Genomic DNA, 19,751 nt, shown 5'->3' with positions numbered 1-19,751 from the left:
CTATTCCGATTGGAGCGAACGTGCATGGCTTACCCTTATTTGGATGAAGAAACCCGGCTCAAGCGGCTGCGCCGATCTGCCGGCACCGTCCGTATGGTGCTCGACACCGATACGTATAACGAGATCGACGATCAGTTCGCGCTCGCCTATGCGATGCTCTCTCCGGACAAGGTCCGGTTGGAGGCCGTCTACGCGGCCCCCTTCTGGAACGAGCTCTCCAGCGGTCCCAAGGACGGCATGGAGAAAAGCTACGACGAAATCGTGCGGATTCTCGACCGTCTCGGCCGCTCTTCGGACGGCTTTGCTTTCCCCGGCTCGGATCGCTATCTGCCTGCCGCTAACGTCCCGGTAGACAGCCCGGCCGCGCGGGACTTGATTGACAAGGCCCTTGCCTCGTCCGAAGACGATCCGCTCTACGTCGTCGCCATCGGAGCGATCACGAACGTCGCTTCCGCGATCCTGCTGAATCCCGACATTATCCGCAGCATCGTCGTGGTGTGGCTGGGCGGACACCATCTCGGCCACAAGGATACGAAGGAGTTTAACCTCGCGCAAGATCCTCACGCCTCGCGGGTGCTCTTCGACAGCGGCGTTCCGCTCGCTCTGATCCCTTGTCATGGAGTCGCCTCGCACCTGATCACGACGCTGCCGGAGATCGAGCGCTTCGTCAAGGACAAGGGCGACATCGGGGCTTTCCTGGCGGAGCGCTACGAAGGCTGCAGCGACGATCACTTCGGCTATTCGCGCGTCATCTGGGATCTGTCGGCCGTCGCTTACCTGGTCGACCCTGCGTTCGTCGAAGCCGACCTCGTACATAGTCCGGTGCTGACCGACCAGACGACGTGGAGCGTCGACACGAGCCGCCACTTCATCCGGTGCGCGACCCGCGTCGACCGCGACGCGATCTTCCGCGACCTGTTCAGGAAGCTCGACGACTACGCGAAGGCTTAACGCTTGCTCGTCAATCTCAGCAATAGAACGGCGGCCTCCGCCCGGGTCGTGAACGCGTCCGGCTCGAAGCGGTTGCCGCTTCGTCCTGTCACGATCCCGGTCTCCGCGAGAGCGCGCACCGCTCTCGCGGCCCATGGCGGGATGGACGAATCGTCGGAGAACCCGGGAGCCGCCTCCCCTTCCGCAGGCAAGTTCAGCGCTCTTGCGACCATCAGCGCCACCTCCGAACGACGAATAGACGCATGCCGCCGGAAGCTTCCGTCCGGATAGCCGGCCACGATTCCGGCGGCGACGGTTCGGGCGATCGAAGGCTTGGACCAGTTGCCGATTTCGGCTGCGTCCGTGAAAGCCAGCGCCGCGTCCGACGGCTCGAGCTTCAGCGAGTTCGCGAGCATAACCGCGAATTCCTCGCGAGTGACGGACTGGTTCGGTCTGAACGTTCCGTCCGGGTATCCCTGAACGAGCTTGGTCCGCGCCGCTTGAAGAATGTCCCGCTCCGCCCAGTGCCCGGCAATGTCAGTGAACCCCGTCTGTTCCCTTGCAATTTCGACCGTGTACGTTGTCTTCGTTCCATCCTCCGCCGTAACGATTAATTCGAATCGATTAGCGCCCGGGGACAAGCCGAGAGACGCACTTTGGCTTAACGGCTCGCTATTCAGAGCGACTTGCGCCGCGGAAGAGGAAATCTTCACCCGAAGCTCGACTTTGTCCGCTTCCGTCGTTGCCGAGTACGCCAGCGTATCCGCCCGGAACGCAGGGGTCAACGGAATCTGCTTCCCGCCCGCCCATACTTGCAAATCCTGCAGGCTCGCGTCCCCGGACAGGATAACCGGCGCGGAAGGCGACGATGAGGAAGGCGCAGGGAACGAAGTCACGGCAATCGTCTCGACCTTCTCATTGCCCGCGTAGTCTATGGCGTACACCGTATAGACGCCGTTGGCGGCTGCCGCGAAGCTGCCCGTGAACGTCGTTCCCGATGCGGCGAAGAACGCGGCCGCTTGGTTGCCGGCAGCCCATTTCCGCAGGAGCACCCCGCTGCCTGAGTCGCTGTCCGACGCCGTCACTGTCACCGTATTGTCGGGGTTAAGCGCCGAGGCGCTCAAATGGATGGCGGGGGCTTCGGTGTCGACGAGAATGCTCGTACTTTTGATTACGGTATTCCGATCCGAACCTGTCCCCCATGCCATCAGCGTATAGGATCCGTCAGGAAGAGCGCCCGCCGAAGGAAGCATCTGGGAGTATGAGATCGAAGCTTGCCACTCTCCGTCCCCGGCAAGCGAAAGGCTCGTCCAGGACGCTTCCGAGATCGGAGTCGCAACGGAGTCGACCATTCGAACGCGCAGCCCCATGCCCGCCGGATCTTCATCCTCGGAATCCGTCAACCGCCCGCTCAGCGTCAAGCTCTGCACCGCGGACAGGTAGACCGAACTGGTCACGCCCGTCAACTGGATGGAAGAGCCCAGCCGAGGCAATCCCCCGTCGTCTGGCATCCACCAATGGTCCGTAAAGTTCGTGCCCCAACCGGCGTAAGTCGCCGCTTGCAGCAGCTCGTTCAACGGGTGTCCCGTGAGTTGTCCGGCATTGCCGTAGTTGGAGCCGAATCCGCCTGCGACCGTTTCGTTGTTCCATAAGCCGTAATACAGCGTTCCGCTGTTGCTGTATCCGAACAGACCGCCCATTTTGTCCCCGGGTACGCCCGAGACGCTTCCGGTGAAGATGACGTATCGGGCGATGCTGCCCGGCCCGATAAAACCGGCAATTCCTCCGACGTCCCATACGGTTCCGGAGACGTTCCCCGTTGCGTAGGCATGCTCGATCAGACTCCCGCTCCCATTGTTAATGCCCGCCAGACCGCCTGCGCGGGCGGCTCCGCTGACGTTCCCCGTCGCATAGGAGGAGCGGACGACGCCGTAGCTCGAGTTGGCCCCCACTAGTCCGCCGATATTCTGGCTGCCCGCGACCTCCGCTTCCGAATGGGAATATTGCACGACGCCTCCTCCGCTGTTCAGCCCGACCAGGCCGCCCACGGAATCGATCCCGCTCACCGAGCCGGTCGAATACGCACGATGGACTTTGCCGGTATTGTGTCCGACCAACCCGCCCGTATTGCTGCCTGCCGCGATTTCGACCTCTTCCAAGCCGATATTGCGAAGGGTGCCGGAGCTTGCGCCGAACAGGCCGGCAAACGACCGTAGAGGATCGTGTATCCGCAATCCCGTTATGGTATGGTCTCCTCCGTCGAACTCTCCGCTAAACGGCGCGACGTCGCTGCCGATCGGCGTCCACGGATGGGCCGACCAATCCCAGCCGATAAAATCGATATCCGCTATCAAGCGGAAATGACTGTCCAAATACACGCTCTGAGAGACGCTGACCTCATATAGCCGTTCTGCGGTGTCGATGATAAAGGGCGCTTCTTCGCTGCCGTCCCCTCCTCCGAAAGGACCGCTTGCAGCCGACGCGGTGCCGGGAACAACAAGCGGGGAGAAGCAGGTGCACACTAACGTGAAAACAAGAATAACACGGACGATTCCAAGGGACCTTTCTTTCATACGAGCTTTCTTCCCTTCTCGGTAACAAAATTAGAACAAGTGAATGCCTCAGAATAAAACTGTACGGTTCAGTTTGATTTTAAATATAAATAGGGATACAGTTCCTGTCAAGACGACATCGTTCGCGCTCATTGACCCCCGACCGCGCGTGTGGAATAATTTGAACAAGCAGAACAGAGCACGGAGGTGTTATTCCGACCCTATGGCAAACCTGTCGCCGCGGGAAGCAGCAAAGCGCAAACAAATCCTGACGGCCGCCCGCAGCTTGTTCTTGAACCGGGGGTACGCGGGAACGAGCATGGATCTCGTCACTTCGGAAGCCGGCATATCCAAACAGACGCTGTATCGCTATTACGCGACCAAGGAATCGCTGTTCTCCGACCTGCTTAGCCAGGTCATCCACGAGCTTACGGACGAGAAGCAACCTTTGCTTGCGAGCTTGCCGCTGCCCGAAAACCGGGAACAGCTCTACGATATTTTGCTGATGATGGCCCGGGTCATCGCCGCCAAGCTGAACGACCCGTTGTACCTTTCCATTCTTCGCATCGTTTTCGCGGAATCGGTTCGCTTCCCCGAGATCGGCGAACTGCTTCTCCAATCCTTTCCCAAGAGCACAGGGATATTGACGGACTTGCTGAAGCGGTGCGGACAAACGGGGCTGGTGAAGCTGGAGGACGGCGACGTCGAAATGTCGATGAGAATGTTCGTCGGGCCGCTGATCGCCCATGCCGTCTTCGGCGGACTGCTCAGCGGCGCTGTCGCGCCTGAGCCAATGCCGGAGGAAGAACTGAAGAGACTGTGCAGGATCTACGCAGCGTCTATTACTTGATTATCCGCAATGGAAAAAAGGCCCGGCCCCAAGTTCAGAATCGAGCTTGGGGCCGGGCCTTGCTGCGATGCGCGGAAGACTGCTCCTTGCGCCGGTCACGCTTCTTCTTCGATCATTTCCTGATTGCTCGCTCCCGGAGGTACGATCGGATAGACGTTGGCCTCTTCCGTAACGTCGAATTCCATAATGACAGGTCCTTCCGTCCGCAGCGCGGCCGCGATAACGGCCTGCGCCTCGTCCAGCGTGCGGGCGGAGAAGCCCTGTGCGCCGAAAGACCGGGCAAGCGCGGGAAAGTCCGGAGAGCTGATCTGAACCGACGAATATCTTCTTCCCAGGAACAGCTGCTGCCATTGCCGGACCATGCCGAGGTAGCCGTTCTTCAGAATGGCGACTTTGACGTTCAGCCCGTAATCGACGGCCGTCATAATCTCCTGCAGATTCATCTGGAAGCTGCCGTCTCCGCTTACGCATACGACTTGCCGGTCCGGGAAAGCGAACGCCGCGCCGATGGCGGCAGGAAAACCGTAGCCCATTGTCCCGAGACCGCCGGAAGTCAGGAAGGAACGGGGCTCGGCGAACCCGTAGTGATGCGCTGTCCAGATCTGATGCTGTCCGACGTCCGTGGCGACGATCGCGTCCCCTGCGGTCGCCTCGTCGATGCAGCGAATAACTTCCTGAGGGGTCAATCTGTCGCCTTGAACCGGGCTGCTGGTCGGCGTGCGCTTGGACCACGCCGCGATCGTCTTGACCCAGCCATCGCGGCTGCGTCCTTCCATCCGGGCGCAGATGCCGTCCAGAGCCTCTTCCAGGGAGCCGCAGACCGCCAGGTCGATTCCGATATTCTTGTTCAGCTCGGATTCGTCGATGTCGATCTGGATCTTGTAAGAATGCGGAGAAAAGGCTTTCCGGCTGCCCGTCACCCGATCGTTGAACCGCATGCCCAGGCCTACCAGCACATCCGCGGCATGCACGGCCCGGTTCGCTCTCGCGGTTCCGTGCATGCCGATCATTCCAAGATAGAGCGGATGTCGCGACGGGAAAGCGCCGATCCCCATCAAGGTGGAAGCGACGGGAAGGCCGCAGCGATCCGCGAGCTCCCGCACCCGCGCCGGAACCGTACCGGCCATGCAGCCTCCGCCGACAAGCAGCAGCGGACGTTCGGCGCCGTTCAACCGTTCCGCTATTTCATCGAGCGTCTCCGCTCCAATCGGGCGATCCGGCGCGTAGCCGCGAATGCGGACGGGCTCTCTGGCAGAGAGATCGATGCGATCGGGAAGGATTGAGGCCATCACGTTCTTCGGAAGATCGATCAGAACCGGACCGGGTCTGCCCGTCGTAGCGATATGGAAAGCCTCCCTTACGATACGGGGAAGATCTTCCGCCTTCATCGCGATAAAGTTATGTTTGGTGATCGGCATCGTCATCCCGTAAATGTCGACTTCCTGAAAGCTGTCCAACCCGATCATTTCCGTCGGGACTTGCCCCGTCAGTACGACCAGCGGCACGGAGTCCATGTACGCCGTCGCGATGCCGGTCACCGTATTCGTCGCCCCCGGCCCGCTCGTGACGAGCGCCACGCCCGGCCGTCCGGTCGCCCGGGCATATCCGTCCGCCGCATGCACGGCGGCCTGTTCATGCCTTACCAATACGTGCTGAATCCCTCCGCAGTCGAACAATGCGTCATATACGGGAAGCACTGCGCCTCCCGGGTAACCGAACAAGGTCTTTACCCCCTGTTCCATCAACAGCTCGATCAGCGCTTGCGCTCCGGTCATGAATCGATCCCCCCTGTGGAAAAGCCCCGCTGTGCGCCGAGTTCGTCGGTTCCGTGTCCCGGAACGCGCTTTAACGGCGACTGCCGATGCTTATTCCCCATCCTAGTCGGAAAAACAGGAGAGTTTCAGTGATATGGGTTACACCACGGCGAATTTTGCGGACGGAGGGATGACCGTCATTTCGCGGAGAGTTTACTGCTGCAATATTTTCATGTATTCCGCGTTGCTCAGCACGGCGAAATCATCGCCTTCGCCGAAGCGAAAGGTCACGAACGGCAGCTCCCGCATCGCCTTGACTTCCGAGCCGTTCAACTGCACAGTCGCCTTGCCTTTGCCCGCGACGATCGCCTTCTCCTGGAAACGCATGAGCTTGTCTCCGTCCGGAGGGTTGAACAGGCTGACAAAACGGTTGATCTTGCTCTCATAGGCGATTTCGAACCGCGCTCCGTCCTTCGTCTTGTACAGATTCAACGAAACGATTTTCAAATCCGGGCTGGTCAGATTAAGGCTGTAGCGAACCGTTCCGTTCGTGATCGTGTCGCCGTCCTCGGGACCCTGCTCGAAATACTGTCCCGTCGCGCCGTTGCCGGGATTCGTATACAGCACCATGTAATCGAAGCCGTTGTTGTCCGTTCGAGGCACAGCGTTGCCCGATGCCGGAGAAGCGGATTCCGCCCGCAGCACCCAAGCGCTCCATTTTTCCAGAAAGGCGTTCAAGGAAAGCCCGGTATCGCGAATGAGATTGTTCTGCGCGTCGGACACGTCGATATAGTTGCGGTACATCGCGCGCCGGGCCGCTTTCTCCCCATACTGATCCTCCAGGAAGGCGTACATGGAACCCATCAGATAATACGTATACAGATGACCGTCCGGATTCCGGGCGCCTTTCGTATACCACGACCAGTTCAGTGCGGTCTTGTAGCCGGCGACGAGCTCCTTGAACTTGGGCACTTCATGATTGGCAAGGAAACGATGCCGGATAATCTGGCGGATATCGTTCGAATAGGGACCCTTCGGCTGCAGATACTGCGTAAAATGACTCTGCCCCTGCCATTCCTGCAGCTCGAAGTTGTCGCCGGCATAAGCGTTGGCCGTCGCCAGCGCATGATTCAATTCATGGGCTATCGTTCCGGAGAAGGGGCCGCTGCGCATGTAAATATACATTTGGCCGTTAGAGAGATTCGCGAAGCCTCCCCCGGCGGCCTCCGAATTTCCCTCCAAGTCTTTGCGCCCCGCGATCTTCGCGGCCGCATTGCCGTCCTTCATGAACAGAGCGTTCACCTTGGCTTCCGGAAGAGGATAGTAGTTGTACTTGGCTACCCTTGCATAGATGGAGTCCATTTCTTTCAGCACATCGGGGGTCATCTCGCCGATATAGCTTTCATCCGCATACACGTTAAAATGACGGGTGACGATGCGGTGCAGCGTCGTCTTCGGATTTTGAAACTCGGCTTTCGCAACCGGCAGACGGGAATAGTCCATGCTGACGGAATTCTCTTCCGCGATCCGCCGCGACAATTTATCGGACAGCTCGAGCAGCGATCGCACCCCGCTCTCGTAACTGCTTCGGGTAACGTTCGCCGCCTTGTCGGTCAACGAATCGTCCACCCACGTCTCCCGATCCCGGACAAGGAGCAGCTTATTCGTCTTCGTACGGAGCACGGACGACAAGGCGTTGCCCGGATCGGAGTTAAAGATCGGCGCGGGCGACACGGCTTGGGCGGACACTTCGAAAGACTTGTCCAGGTAATTCACGAACATGTCGCCCAGCTTGCCGTTCCCGCCCATCGCATACAGCTCGACCGTGGCGGCGATGCGGTCGAAGCTGAGCTTGTCCGTCAGCGCCTTGATGCCCTCCTGCCCCTTCCACTTGCTGCCCACGAAGGCGAAGATCATCGTATATTCGGGCTTGGTTTCTTTGTAATGCCGGGCCATGTCGAGCATCATCGCGGCGGATGCGGAGCCCGCTTTGGCGCTTTCGTACCATCTGCCGTCCGGAAGGCTGCCGAAGCCGTCGATGTTCGTCACCCACAGAATGGCCTTCTCCTCAGATTTGCCCGGAACAATGCCGACGAGGTTGTCGGCCTGTTCGGAGGAACGGTCGATGGACAGGTCGATCCGCAGGTCCAGCTTGCTCAGCGCCGCCGGAGTGAACTCGCGAGGAATGCCCGCCGCTTCCGCGGCTGCCTCCGACAAATAGAGAACGGGGACGCCGAGCTTCTCGGCGTTCAGCGGATGCTCGTAGTTGCCGACCTTCAGTTCTCCGTTCGTCACGATCAGGACGGCTTTGGCCCCTTGCGCCGCGGCGCGTTGAACGCGATCCTGAATGCCCTCCGGGAACTTGCCGTTTTTGTCGAACCATCTGAACACGACCGGTGCGTCTACTTTCTTCTTATAATCCGCGGACAGTCCCGCACCGGCGTAATAGGCGGAACGGAACGTATATTTTCCTTCGGCCGATCGGGCGAAAGGCATGTAATCCTTCATCAGCTTAAGCGTCTTCCCGTTTAACGAAACTTGCTCTTTCTTCAAAGACGCCGTACCGACTTTGTAGCTCTGCCGATATTGATTCTCTCCCAGCAGCGGAAGCATGCCCGCCGAACGCATCCGTTTCTCCAAATCGTCCGCGGCCTTCGCGTAGCCGGGAGTTCCGGCTTGTCTGCCTTGATAGGCTTTGCCGGCCCATTCTTCGATCAGGGCCATGCCGTCGAAGCGAACGGCTGCGGACGCCCCGGGAGCGGCGCCGAAGGAGAAGCTCCCTGCCGATAATAAAAGAGCCATTACGAATAACGCGGTTGTCCGATAAGTCCGAGATCTCATCTGCTGCTCCTCCATAGTTGGGAAAATGACCCATTGTCGATTCTTATCCTATCATACCTGATTTTTGCGAGTCGCGGGTCCGTTTTCCGAGCACACGGAAAAGGCGCGGGGAGTGTTCTCCCTGCGCCTTGATTCGAGCATGATTGGATATTATACCGGTTGAAGCTCCCTGCTAAGTCCAAGAGCCTGCGCCGTAGCCGCGTGAATCTCTTCGTTGAGCTTCGGATTTTTGGCCAGGGACACGCCGTAGGAAGGAATCATTTCCTTGAGCTTCGGCTCCCAAGCCGGCATCTGCTGAGGGAAGCACTTCTTCAGAACTTCCAGCATGACGGAGACGGCCGTGGAAGCGCCCGGGGAGGCGCCCAGCAAAGCGGCGATCGAGCCGTCGGCCGCGCTGACGACTTCGGTTCCGAATTGCAGCGTTCCCTTGCCGCCTGCGGCGGTATCCTTGATGACCTGCACGCGCTGTCCCGCCACGACCAGATCCCAGTCCTCGCTTCTGGCGTTCGGGATAAACTCGCGCAGCTCCTCCATCCGTTTCTCTTTGGACAGCATAACCTGCTCGATCAGATACTTGGTCAGAGGAACGTTTTTGGCGCCTGCCGCCAGCATCGTCATCACGTTGCCCGGTTTCACGGTACCGATCAGGTCGAACATGGAGCCGGTCTTCAGGAACTTCGGCGAGAAGCCGGCGAAAGGCCCGAAGAGCAGCGACTTCTTGTTGTCGATAAACCTCGTGTCCAGATGGGGAACGGACATCGGAGGCGCGCCGACCTTGGCTTTGCCGTAAACTTTGGCGTGATGCTGCTGAACGATTTCCGGATTCGTACAGACCATGAACAGTCCGCTGACCGGAAAGCCGCCGATTCCTTTGCCTTCCGGAATGCCCGACTTCTGCAGCAAGTGCAGGCTTCCGCCCCCGCCGCCGATAAAGACGAACTGCGCGGTATGACGCTCTACGGAGCCGCCGTTCAGGTTGCGAACCTTCAACTCCCAAGAGCCGTCGGCGGTCCGTCTCATATTATCCACGCTATGCTTGTAGTTTATGCCGACGCCTTGTTGGCTCAAATGATCGAACAGAATGCGCGTCAGAGCGCCGAAGTTGACGTCGGTTCCCGAATCGATCTTGGTGGCCGCGATCGGCTCGTTCAAGTTCCGGCCCTGCATAATGAGCGGAATCCATTCCTTCAGCTTGCCCGGATCGTCGGAATATTCCATGCCTTGGAACAGAGGATTGCCGGACAACGCCTCGAAGCGCTTCTTCAGGAACGAGACGTTCTTCTCTCCTTGCACCATGCTCATGTGGGGCAGCGGCATAATAAATTCCTGAGGATTGCGAATCAGGCTGCCGTTAACGAGATAAGACCAGAACTGCCTCGATACCTGAAACTGTTCGTTGATGCTGACGGCTTTGCTGATATCGACCGTTCCATCGGGCTTCTCGACGGTATAGTTCAGCTCGCACAATGCGGCATGGCCGGTCCCCGCATTGTTCCATTCGTTCGAGCTTTCCTCTCCCGCGCTGGCGAGCTTCTCGAATACCGTGATTTTCCAATCTGGAACCAGTTCTTTCAAAAGGGTTCCCAACGTCGCGCTCATAATGCCGGCCCCGATTAAAATAACTTCTGTTTGAGATTGTCTGTCGCTCATGATTTTCCTTCCTCGCATGCTATATTTGAAAAAAAGTTTTTAACGCTCCCGCCTGCTTACGCACACAGCAAGCCAAGGCGCGTTGGGTTTACGCACCTTTTCCGGATCCATTCTTTTATCTCATCACTTTCCGTGATAGACTAGTTTATTTGCTCTCTATTATATGATAGTTGCATGCGAGTTGAAAGCCGGAAAATTCAGTGTTGACATCCTGTTCCAGGGTAAGAACCCTTAAATACGGCCATAAAACGCCAGGAAACTGCAAAAAAGCAAGGCCGCGGCCTTGCCATTGTATCTTTCTATTAGCTCGATAAAACTTGTATATCACCCTATTCCGAGAGGCGTCTTCGGTCCGGCTTGCCCAAGGAAGTGTACGGGAGCCGATCCAGGAATACGATCTCTCCCGGCATCTGAAATCTCGCTAATCGTCCGCGCAGCCAATCGCGAAGCTCGTCCTCGGTCAGATCGGCTTTCTTCGGCCCGCGTGCCGCTGCCCCGGGGAGCGCGGCGATTTCGACGTATGCCTTCAGCCGCTGACCGAACCGTTCGTCGGGAACACCGACGACGACCGCGTCCGCTGCGCCGGGATGCGCGAGCAGAACCTGCTCCGGCTCGCGGAGATCGGCGGGAAACAGGTCGACCCTGGCTCCGGAGCTGGCGCCCGTAATCAGAACGGTCTTGCCGGCCAGCCGGCGTTCCAGCTTCCCCGCATCCAGTCGAATGGACGGAAACAGCAGACGCTCCAACAAAGCATGGGAAGCCACAGGACATTCTCCTTTCTATCTTCGCGGCGGCTCTGCGCTGCGATCTAGGAGCCGATTGACCGAGCCGAACGCCTCGTCTCCTCTCCCCGGCTTCTACCGATGCCGAAACGCTTCAGACCGAAGCGCATAAGCGGGATGACGGCGAAGAAGATGAACCAGGTCCGGAACAGCTGATAGACGGTGACGGTCGCGATGTCGGCGTGCACCTCCTTGCCGATAAAGCCCATCTGGTCCATCCCGCCCGGAGCCATGCCCAGGAACGCGGTCGCGTGGGAGACCGGGTGCAGCTCAACCAGCAGGACGCTCAAGCCCATCGCTCCTCCGAGCAGAAGCGCGCCGCTCAGAAGGGCGATTCCGGCGAACTTGAGCTTGTGCTCCAGCTCCTCCGGACGGAGCAGCAGACCGACGTAGGCTCCGATCAGCACTTGGGCGGCGTCGAGCAGTCCGTTCGGCAGAACCGGACCCGGGACGCCGGACAGATGAAGCGCTGCGGTGACGATCATCGGTCCGAGCAGAAATGGGGACGGGAAGCGGATTTTCCTGGCCAGCAGCGCGATTCCGACGCACGCAGCGGCATAGGGCAGAATATCCGGGAGCAAACCCATCCAGGAAGCGGATTCCGCGCCCGCCGCAGCTTCGATCTCGTGCTTCACTCCGCCGAACAGCGGACTGAACACGAGGAGCGGCACGCAGAAAATAATCATCATCAGCCGAGACACCTGAAGAAAGACGACAACCGTCATGTCGATGCCCCGCGTCTCCTGAGCGAGAAGGATCATCTGCGACAAGCCGCCGGGAACGCTCCCCATCAGCGCCGTCCGATAAGGCAGCCCGGACAGCCGCGCGGTCATCCAGGCGATCCCCGCGCACAGCAGCAGGAGCAGCACAGAGAGCAGCAGCATCGTGGGAAGTTGGCTGCCCATCTCGGTCAGAATAGGCTTCGTGAACGAGATGCCCAGCGAATAGCCGATGACGACCGCGGCGAAATGGCGCAGCGGCTGCGGCCACGCCGGCTTCACCCGGCGAAAGAATCGGGTTCCTGCAAAGACGAAGACCATCGGTCCGAGCAGCCACGGAACCGGCATCTGCACGGCCAGGAAGACCGCTCCTCCGGCAAGAGCCAGCATAAGCGTGAGCAGGAAGCCCCTCATCTCGATGCCTTTCACAATTTTCACGTTCACGCCGCGCCCTCATGTGGCCGGGCAGCGGCACACCTCCCTTGAATCCAAATCACACGATGTGTTCAGCCACTTAAAGCAGCTCCTATCCTGACGCCGATCTCGAAGACAGGTGGCGATCGAGTCGGGCCGCGGACAGGCGGCTTCTTTGATTATATTTAAATTTTACCATGAAAAGGGATCGGCGGCGTGCGATAATGACGGGAGACAGAGAACGGAGGTATCGGAAAGATGAATTATTCCATTCGCAGACTGCGCCACCCGGACGACTATAAGGACGTGGCACCGCTTCTTAATCTCGTCTGGACGGAGCCGACGACGCCCGAAAGACTGCTAGAGGAAGAGGAGCGAATCCCGCCCGGACAGCTGCATTACGACGAAGACGGCAAGCTCGGGGGCTGGGACCGTCCGAAATGGGTTGCCGAGGACGAGGCCGGACAAGTCGTCGCCTACGCGATCGCCTGGAGAGCGCCGTGGACCGAGGCCGGAGCCCTGCACCAGCTCGTCGTCGTGCGCACCGACTTGCGCGGCAAGGGAATCGGCCGGGCGATGTACGCGGCGCTTCTGGAATGGGCGTCGGAAGTCCGGGCCTCCCGGCTGATGGACTTCATCCGCGAGACGGACGAGGAGTCGCTCGCCTTCGCGGCACGCCGCGGGTACGCCCAGGAGCGGCACACCTTCGAATCCGTGCTGGAGCTGGGACGATACGAGGCAGACCCGAAGCTGGCCGCCTCTATCGGCGAAGCGGAACGGTCCGGCATCCGGTTCGTCACGCTGGCCGACGAGCCTGGGGAAGCCAACGAACGGAAGCTGCACGAGCTGTATCGGATTACGCATCCGGATATCCCCGGCTATACGGGCGATTTTCCCTGGTTCGAGGAATGGAAGAAATGGTCGCTCGCCGCCCCCGGCTTGCGGCCCGAGTGGTTCCATATCGCCAAGGACGGCGAACGCTATGTCGGCGTCGTCGCGCTGATGCGCAACGAGCAAACCGGGGCGCTGTACCAGGAATATACCGGAGTGCTGCCCGAATATCGCGGACGCCGCATCGCGCTTGCCCTGAAGCTGCTCGGAATCCGTTCCGCGCAAGCGGCCGGCGCGCCTTATCTGCGAACGCACAACGACTCGATGAACGCCCCGATGCTGCGGATCAACCGCGATCTCCTCGGCTTCCGCGCAGAGCCGGGCAGCTACAAAATGGTTAGAGAGCTTCGCTTCTGACCCAGTTCAAGCCCCCCGCGGGATCGCGGGGGGCTGCTCATTTTAAGGGGGACATTCGGCTTCGAAAGGCACTGTTCAGAAAATGTTGAGTCCGCAGCGCTAAAATGAATGACGCAGAGTACTGAACTGACGGAGTGGATTCCCCATGCAGAAAGACATCCTTGAAGAAATGCGCAAAATCGACCATAACGACGATCGGAGATACCGGCTGCTGCTGCAGTACCTCCGGCACGTCGAGATGGAGAAGAAGCAACGGGGGTTCCTCCGAAAGCTCAAGAAGAAATGGGAAAGCCGTCCGACAAAGTGAACCTCGAGCCGGTCCGTCTTGTCTATTCTTCGGGAGGTGATCGTCGCTGAGCTACGATTACTTGAAACACGCCGCTTCCATGGACGCGGAGACGCTGGAATCGCTCATGCGCGACTACGGCCAAGAAGTCTGGAACTATGCTTACCTGATCTGCCGGGACCGGGCCATCGCGGACGATATCGTTCAGGAAGCGTTCTTGAGGGCCTATCGGCACTTCGCTTCGTTCCGGGGAGAGGCGTCCGTGAAAACTTGGCTGCTCCGCATTACGCGCAATCTGAGCTACAACTATAGAAGCTCGGCTTTTATCCGCAGGGCGCTGCTGCTCGATCGGATCGTTCCCGGCGGCCACCACCGTTCCGCCGAGGAAGCGTATCTCGACGAGGAAGCGACGAACGAAGTATGGCGCCGGGTGTTTCGGCTTCCCGCCAAGCATCGGGAGATTCTGCTGCTGCACGCCAGGCATCAGCTTTCGCTCGGGGAGATCGCTTCCCTGCTCGGCATACCCGAGGGAACGGCGAAATCGAGGTTGTTCGGAGCCCGCAAGAAACTTACGAGTCTGCTGAAGGAGGACGAGGGCGCCCATGAACAATTCATCTAATCCCGAATGGTACGAGACCTTGAAGAAAGACCAGCCTCTCCGAACGGCAACGTTCACGAAGGAGCTCGCCGGCCGCATCTATAAGCAGGCGCTGGCCGAGTCCGAACGGCAAACCGCGCTTCCGTCCAGACGCTGGATGCTTGCCATCGCTACCGCAGTCTCGGCCATGCTGTGCGTCGTTCTTCTGTTCGCGCAACAACAGCAATCCGCGCCTCCGGCGTCCGCATCCGCGGAAACCGCGGGAGCCGCCGCGCTCGATCCCGATATTCGCGATACTCTGATCCATCTGCGCGGCGTCCAGGGATTCGAGAAACGGATTCTGGCGGAGAAGCGCATCTACGACGACCTGGTCTTGATCTATTCCGCTCCTCCCGAATCGACCGAACGCTCCGAGCTGTTCGTGGACATTCTGAAATGGACGGATTACGGCGGCGATCGTTCCGTCGGCACCGGCCTCGACGGCTGGGCTCTGGCCTACAGCGAATTCGGAACGCTGAGCGGACAGGAATCGATGCCCGGAGTCAGATATGACGGACTCATGACTTACGGCGAGCTTAACGTCCTTACCGGAAAGCTCTTCAAGACCGATATCGCCGGCATCCTCGTCACAGACGGGAGCGGACGGCAATGGGCCGCCCAAGTGTTTCCTTGTCCGGACGGTTCGCGGTACTGGTTCGCCGACATGACCGTGCCTGTAGACGATTATCGGATCGACGCTCTCGATTCGCAAGGAAAGGTCCTCTCCTCCTACTCGCCCTCTTAACCGTTAACGCCGCCTCCTGGTTCGATACCGGAGGCGGCGGCCTGTTTTCCCCCATATTCTCCGCCTATTGCATAATCGCGCACATCATCTCGATAGAATCACTCCTTAACCGGAAGCCCCGACTGTCATATGATCAGGGTGCAGTCCCCAAAAAAAGTTTTTTTCGGGAAGGAGGAACGCACTATGAAATGATATCGCTTACATTAGAAGAAAAAGAAAATTCAGATTGGAAGGAGCGAATGGGAGACGCAGCTTAGAGCAACGAATCGAGAACCTCCAATATGAAAGGAGAATACAAATGATGAAAAGGCAAGGACGAGCTGTCGCTTGGATCTGCATGGTGACGCTCATCTTCGGGACGTTCCTGTCCTCCGTCGGGGCTCCCGCTTCCGTTCATGCGGCCGGAGGCCCGAATTTGGCCGCGGGCAAACCCGCGTCGGAATCCGGGCATGCCGATGTCTACGTCGCGTCCAATGTGACGGACAGCAACGCCGCCACGTACTGGGAGAGCGTCAACAACGCTTTCCCGCAATGGGTTCAAGTCGATCTCGGCAGCGCGGTCTCGATCGACCAAGTCGTGCTGAAGCTGCCGGCCGGATGGGAGAGCCGCACGCAGACTCTCTCCGTTCAGGGAAGCCTTAACGGAACCGGCTTCTCGGATCTGAAGCCGTCAGCCAGCTACGCGTTTAACCCAAGCGCGGGCAATTCGGTCGCGATCGACTTCGCCGCCGCCAGCGCTCGCTACGTGCGCGTTCTCTTCGCCGCCAACACCGGGTGGCCGGCCGGTCAATTGTCCGAGCTCGAAGTGTACGGCGCTTCCCCGTCCGGACCTTCGGTTATTCCAGGCAAGATCGAAGCGGAAAATTACAGCGCGATGAACGGAATCCAGACCGAGACGACGACGGATACCGGCGGCGGGCTTAACGTCGGATGGATCAACGTGGGCGATTGGCTGGATTACAACGTCGATGTGCAGGCCGCGGGCGTGTACACCGTCGAATACCGGGTCGCCAGCACCGCCTCCACGGGCCAGCTTCAGCTGCGTTCCGGCGGAACGACGCTTGCGACGACGGCGGTGCCGAACACCGGAGGCTGGCAAAATTGGCAGACGGTCACCGCCAGCGTAACGCTTGCCGCCGGACCGCAAACGCTTCGCATCCACGCCACCGGCTATGATTTCAACATCAACTGGATCAACTTCGTTCCCGGCAGCTCCGCGGACACCCAGCCTCCTACGGCGCCGGGCAATCTCGCTTACACGCAGCCGTCCTCCGGCGCGATCCAGCTGACCTGGAACGCTTCGACGGATAACGTCGCGGTTACCGGCTATGACGTCTATGCCAATGGACAACTGCGCGGCAGCGTGAATGGCGAGACGCTCAGCTATACGGACAACCAGCCTTCAAGCGCTGCGGTGACCTACTATGTCGTCGCCAAGGACGCCGCGGGCAACGTCTCCCCGCCGAGCAACTCCGTGACGAGGAACGGCTCCGGCGGCGGCAACGAGACGAACCTGGCCCTCGGCAAGCCGATCGCGGCCTCCTCTTCGACCTATATTTTTACGGCGGAGAACGCCAACGACAACGATATCAATACCTATTGGGAGGCAGGCGGACATCCCGGCACGCTTACCGTGGATCTTGGCGCCAACGCCAACATCTCGTCCGTCGTGATCAAGCTGAATCCGGCCGGCGCATGGGCGACCCGGATGCAGACGATCCAAGTGCTCGGACACGACCAGAATTCCACGACCTTCGCGAATCTGGTGTCCGCGGCCACGTATACGTTCAACCCGGCTTCGCAGAACACGGTTACGATTCCGGTGAACGCCACGGCAAGCCGCGTTCAGCTTCGGTTCACGGCCAACTCCGGCGCTCCCGGCGGGCAAGTCGCCGAGTTCCAGATTATCGGCACCCCGGCGCCGAATCCGGACTTGACGGTTACCGGACTGACGTGGTCTCCGGCATCCCCCGTCGAGACCAACGCCATCACGCTTAGCGCAGCCGTTCAGAATGCCGGTTCGGTCGCCTCTCCGGCTGCGAGCGTAAACTTCTATCTCGACAGCAGCCTTGTCGGAACGGCTGCCGTAGGAGCGCTTGCGGCGGGCGCATCGACGACCGTCTCCGCCAACATCGGGCCGAAGGACGCCGGTTCTTATTCCGTCACGGCCAAGGTAGACGAGAACGATACGGTCGTCGAGACGGACAATTCGAACAACAGCTTCACCTCGTCGTCGCCGCTGGCCGTCGGCCAGGTGCAAAGCTCCGACCTGATCGCGACCGCTTCATGGACGCCTTCCAATCCGAGCGCGGGCAATACCGTCACGTTCACGGTGAATGTGAAAAACCAAGGAAACATCGCTTCGGCGGGCGGCGCTCACGGCATCTCGCTCGTGCTGAAAAATGCGGCGGGAGCCACCGTTCAGACGTTCAACGGCTCTTACAACGGTTCGCTGGCGGCAGGAGCGTCGGCCAATGTCAGCCTGGGCACATGGACCGCCGTCAACGGCAGTTACACCGTCACGACGACGGTTGCGGCCGATGCGAACGAAGTCGCCATCAAGCAGGCGAACAACGTCAGCACATCGAGCCTCTATTCCGGTCGAGGGGCCAACATGCCATTCACCATTCTCGAAGCCGAAGCCGCCGCCAACAGCACCAACGGCACGAGACTCGCTCCGAACTTCACGCCGGGCGACTTCGCGGGCGAAGCTTCCGGCCGCTCGGCCGTCCTCCTGGACGCGACCGGCGAGTACGTGGAGTTCACGCTGACGGCTCCGGCGAACGCGTTCGTCCTTCGCAACGCTGTGGCGGAGAACACTACCGGTACGATCAGCATCTATGCGAACGGGGCGGATAAAGGCAACTTCACCGTCACGTCCAAGTTCTCTTATGTCTATGCGACTCCGACGACTCTCGGACAGCTCGGCTACAATAATTCCGGCTCCAAAGCCTACTGGCTCTACGAGGATTCGCAGTTGATGCTCGACCAGGTCTATCCGGCCGGAACGAAAATTCGGATTCAGAAGGACGCTGGGGACGTGTCCTGGATCTATGTGGACATGATCGAGACGGAGAACGTCGCTCCGCCCGCCTCGAATCCGGACCCGAGCAAGTACGTGGAGGTGTCCGCCAGCAAGTCGATCGAGCAGGCTCTGAACGAGTTCCGTCAGGATTCGTCCAAGAAGGGCATCTTCATTCCCGCGGGCGAATGGACGATCTCGTCGAAAATCTTCCTGTACGGCCGGGCCACCGAAATTATCGGCGCTGGCCCGTGGCATACAAAGCTGGTGGCTCCTCAGAACCAGACGAACACCGACGTCGGATTCAATATTTCGTCCTCGGCCAACGGCACCACGATCAAGGATTTGTCCGCTTGGGGCAACTACGTCTACAGGCAGGACGGTCCCGGCAAGTTCATCGACGGCAACGGCATGCAGAATGTCACCATCGAGAACATCTGGGCCGAGCATTTCATCTGCCTGTACTGGGGAGTGAACTCTTCCTACAACACGTTCAAGAACAACCGGATCAAAAACGTATTCGCGGACGGCATCAATATGACGAACGGCTCGTCCTATAACATCATCGACAATAACTACTCCCGCGGCGCCGGAGACGACGCGTTCGCCCTGTTCAGCGCCATCGACGCCGGCGGCTCCTACAACGTGGGCAACAAGTACACGAACCTGACCGCCACCAACGTCCGGCGCGCCGCCGCTTTCGCCGTCTACGGCGGCCAGGACAACTTGTTCCAGAACCTGTACGGCGCGGATACGCTGACGTATCCCGGCGTGACCGTAAGCAGCCTGAGCTTCGGGTATAACACGCTCGGCTTCGGCGCCCTGGATACGGTCATCGACGGAGTTACGCTGGACCGCACGGGCGGGGATTTCTGGACCAGCGTCGGAGCCGACGACAAAATCAACGAGTACCAGAACTTCGGCGCGATCTGGTTCTTCGGCGGCGACAGAGACTTCAAGAACATCGTCGTCAAAAACGTCGACATCAACAACCCGGTGTACTTCGGACTGATGTTCCAATCGAAGTCTCCGGAAAATCTGCCGATGCAGAACATTCGTCTGGAGAACATCACGATCAACAATCCGTCCCGCTACGGCATCAAGCTCGTCGCCAAGGCGGAAGACGGGCAAGGGCCGGTTGTCGGCTCGGCCAGCTTCACCAACGTCAAGGTGAACAACCCCGGCGTCACGGCGATCTACGGCGAGAATAAGAGCCCGAACTTCACCGTCATTCGGGGATCGGGCAACAACTGGTAAGTCGGTCAAATCTGAAGAGGCTGTCTCATAAGTAAAAAGAGTCGTACCGAACGATTATTGATGG

At 59.4% G+C, this 19,751-nt stretch carries 13 protein-coding genes; 7 read left to right on the top strand and 6 right to left on the bottom strand.

Features of this window, described 5'->3' with window-relative positions; all coding sequences use genetic code 11:
- The first annotated feature begins 24 nt into the window (after positions 1 to 24).
- Entirely contained in the window at positions 25 to 951 is a 927-nt protein-coding gene (locus tag B0G52_RS27200) for a nucleoside hydrolase (protein ID WP_094049192.1), read from the top strand.
- On the opposite strand, the gene B0G52_RS27195 is transcribed toward B0G52_RS27200, so the two are convergent.
- Positions 948 to 3,503: an S-layer homology domain-containing protein gene (locus tag B0G52_RS27195; protein WP_094049190.1), complete on the bottom strand. Its 2,556-nt coding sequence runs from the start codon at positions 3,501 to 3,503 to the stop codon at positions 948 to 950. The two genes, B0G52_RS27200 and B0G52_RS27195, sit on opposite strands and share 4 nt — an antisense overlap.
- Positions 3,504 to 3,705: 202 nt before the next feature.
- Between B0G52_RS27195 and B0G52_RS27190 the strand changes: the two genes are divergently transcribed.
- Positions 3,706 to 4,332: a TetR/AcrR family transcriptional regulator gene (locus tag B0G52_RS27190; protein WP_158223892.1), complete on the top strand. Its 627-nt coding sequence runs from the start codon at positions 3,706 to 3,708 to the stop codon at positions 4,330 to 4,332.
- 95 nt (positions 4,333 to 4,427) lie between these two features.
- On the opposite strand, the gene ilvB is transcribed toward B0G52_RS27190, so the two are convergent.
- From ilvB to B0G52_RS27165, 5 genes are all read right to left on the bottom strand, one after another.
- Positions 4,428 to 6,107: a biosynthetic-type acetolactate synthase large subunit gene (gene ilvB, locus B0G52_RS27185; RefSeq protein ID WP_094049186.1), complete on the bottom strand. Its 1,680-nt coding sequence runs from the start codon at positions 6,105 to 6,107 to the stop codon at positions 4,428 to 4,430.
- A 192-nt stretch (positions 6,108 to 6,299) separates the two neighbouring features.
- Positions 6,300 to 8,927 carry a hypothetical protein gene (locus B0G52_RS27180; protein WP_094049184.1) on the bottom strand — a complete coding sequence of 876 codons (2,628 nt, stop codon included), beginning with the start codon at positions 8,925 to 8,927 and terminating at the stop codon, positions 6,300 to 6,302.
- Positions 8,928 to 9,077: 150 nt separating this feature from the next.
- Positions 9,078 to 10,577 (bottom strand): malate:quinone oxidoreductase, encoded by a 1,500-nt coding sequence (locus B0G52_RS27175; protein ID WP_094049182.1) that lies wholly within the window; start codon positions 10,575 to 10,577, stop codon positions 9,078 to 9,080.
- Between the two features lie 329 nt (positions 10,578 to 10,906).
- Complete coding sequence (locus B0G52_RS27170) at positions 10,907 to 11,341, bottom strand: AMP-binding enzyme (protein WP_094049180.1); 435 nt, start codon at positions 11,339 to 11,341, stop codon at positions 10,907 to 10,909.
- Between the two features lie 44 nt (positions 11,342 to 11,385).
- Positions 11,386 to 12,522, bottom strand: coding sequence for an AbrB family transcriptional regulator (locus B0G52_RS27165; RefSeq protein WP_233163110.1), 1,137 nt, complete (start codon positions 12,520 to 12,522; stop codon positions 11,386 to 11,388).
- Positions 12,523 to 12,750: 228 nt separating this feature from the next.
- Between B0G52_RS27165 and B0G52_RS27160 the strand changes: the two genes are divergently transcribed.
- The 5 genes from B0G52_RS27160 to B0G52_RS27145 all read left to right on the top strand — a co-directional run bounded on the left by B0G52_RS27160 (position 12,751) and on the right by B0G52_RS27145 (position 19,687).
- Complete coding sequence (locus B0G52_RS27160) at positions 12,751 to 13,740, top strand: GNAT family N-acetyltransferase (RefSeq protein WP_094049178.1); 990 nt, start codon at positions 12,751 to 12,753, stop codon at positions 13,738 to 13,740.
- Between the two features lie 145 nt (positions 13,741 to 13,885).
- Positions 13,886 to 14,047 (top strand): hypothetical protein, encoded by a 162-nt coding sequence (locus B0G52_RS35725; RefSeq protein WP_158223891.1) that lies wholly within the window; start codon positions 13,886 to 13,888, stop codon positions 14,045 to 14,047.
- 61 nt (positions 14,048 to 14,108) lie between these two features.
- The gene (locus B0G52_RS27155) at positions 14,109 to 14,645 is read left to right on the top strand and encodes an RNA polymerase sigma factor (protein ID WP_233163109.1); all 537 of its coding nucleotides are present in this window, start codon (positions 14,109 to 14,111) and stop codon (positions 14,643 to 14,645) included.
- Positions 14,629 to 15,408: a hypothetical protein gene (locus tag B0G52_RS27150; protein ID WP_094049176.1), complete on the top strand. Its 780-nt coding sequence runs from the start codon at positions 14,629 to 14,631 to the stop codon at positions 15,406 to 15,408. Before B0G52_RS27155 ends, B0G52_RS27150 begins: the two co-directional genes overlap by 17 nt.
- Positions 15,409 to 15,706: 298 nt before the next feature.
- Positions 15,707 to 19,687 (top strand): carbohydrate-binding protein, encoded by a 3,981-nt coding sequence (locus B0G52_RS27145; RefSeq protein WP_233163107.1) that lies wholly within the window; start codon positions 15,707 to 15,709, stop codon positions 19,685 to 19,687.
- The last annotated feature ends 64 nt before the right edge of the window (positions 19,688 to 19,751 follow it).

It is taken from the genome of Cohnella sp. SGD-V74, assembly GCF_003001675.1.
Lineage (GTDB): Bacteria > Bacillota > Bacilli > Paenibacillales > Paenibacillaceae > Cohnella.
This window is presented reverse-complemented; position numbering and strand designations above follow the sequence as displayed.

Coding starts and splice junctions, on each gene's coding strand:
- B0G52_RS27150 (WP_094049176.1), top strand. CDS start 14,629: ATGAACAATTCATCTAATCCCGAATGGTACGAGACCTTGAAGAAAGAC.
- B0G52_RS27190 (WP_158223892.1), top strand. CDS start 3,706: ATGGCAAACCTGTCGCCGCGGGAAGCAGCAAAGCGCAAACAAATCCTG.
- ilvB (WP_094049186.1), bottom strand. CDS start 6,107: ATGACCGGAGCGCAAGCGCTGATCGAGCTGTTGATGGAACAGGGGGTA.
- B0G52_RS27160 (WP_094049178.1), top strand. CDS start 12,751: ATGAATTATTCCATTCGCAGACTGCGCCACCCGGACGACTATAAGGAC.
- B0G52_RS27145 (WP_233163107.1), top strand. CDS start 15,707: ATGATGAAAAGGCAAGGACGAGCTGTCGCTTGGATCTGCATGGTGACG.
- B0G52_RS27200 (WP_094049192.1), top strand. CDS start 25: ATGGCTTACCCTTATTTGGATGAAGAAACCCGGCTCAAGCGGCTGCGC.
- B0G52_RS27195 (WP_094049190.1), bottom strand. CDS start 3,503: ATGAAAGAAAGGTCCCTTGGAATCGTCCGTGTTATTCTTGTTTTCACG.
- B0G52_RS35725 (WP_158223891.1), top strand. CDS start 13,886: ATGCAGAAAGACATCCTTGAAGAAATGCGCAAAATCGACCATAACGAC.
- B0G52_RS27180 (WP_094049184.1), bottom strand. CDS start 8,927: ATGAGATCTCGGACTTATCGGACAACCGCGTTATTCGTAATGGCTCTT.
- B0G52_RS27175 (WP_094049182.1), bottom strand. CDS start 10,577: ATGAGCGACAGACAATCTCAAACAGAAGTTATTTTAATCGGGGCCGGC.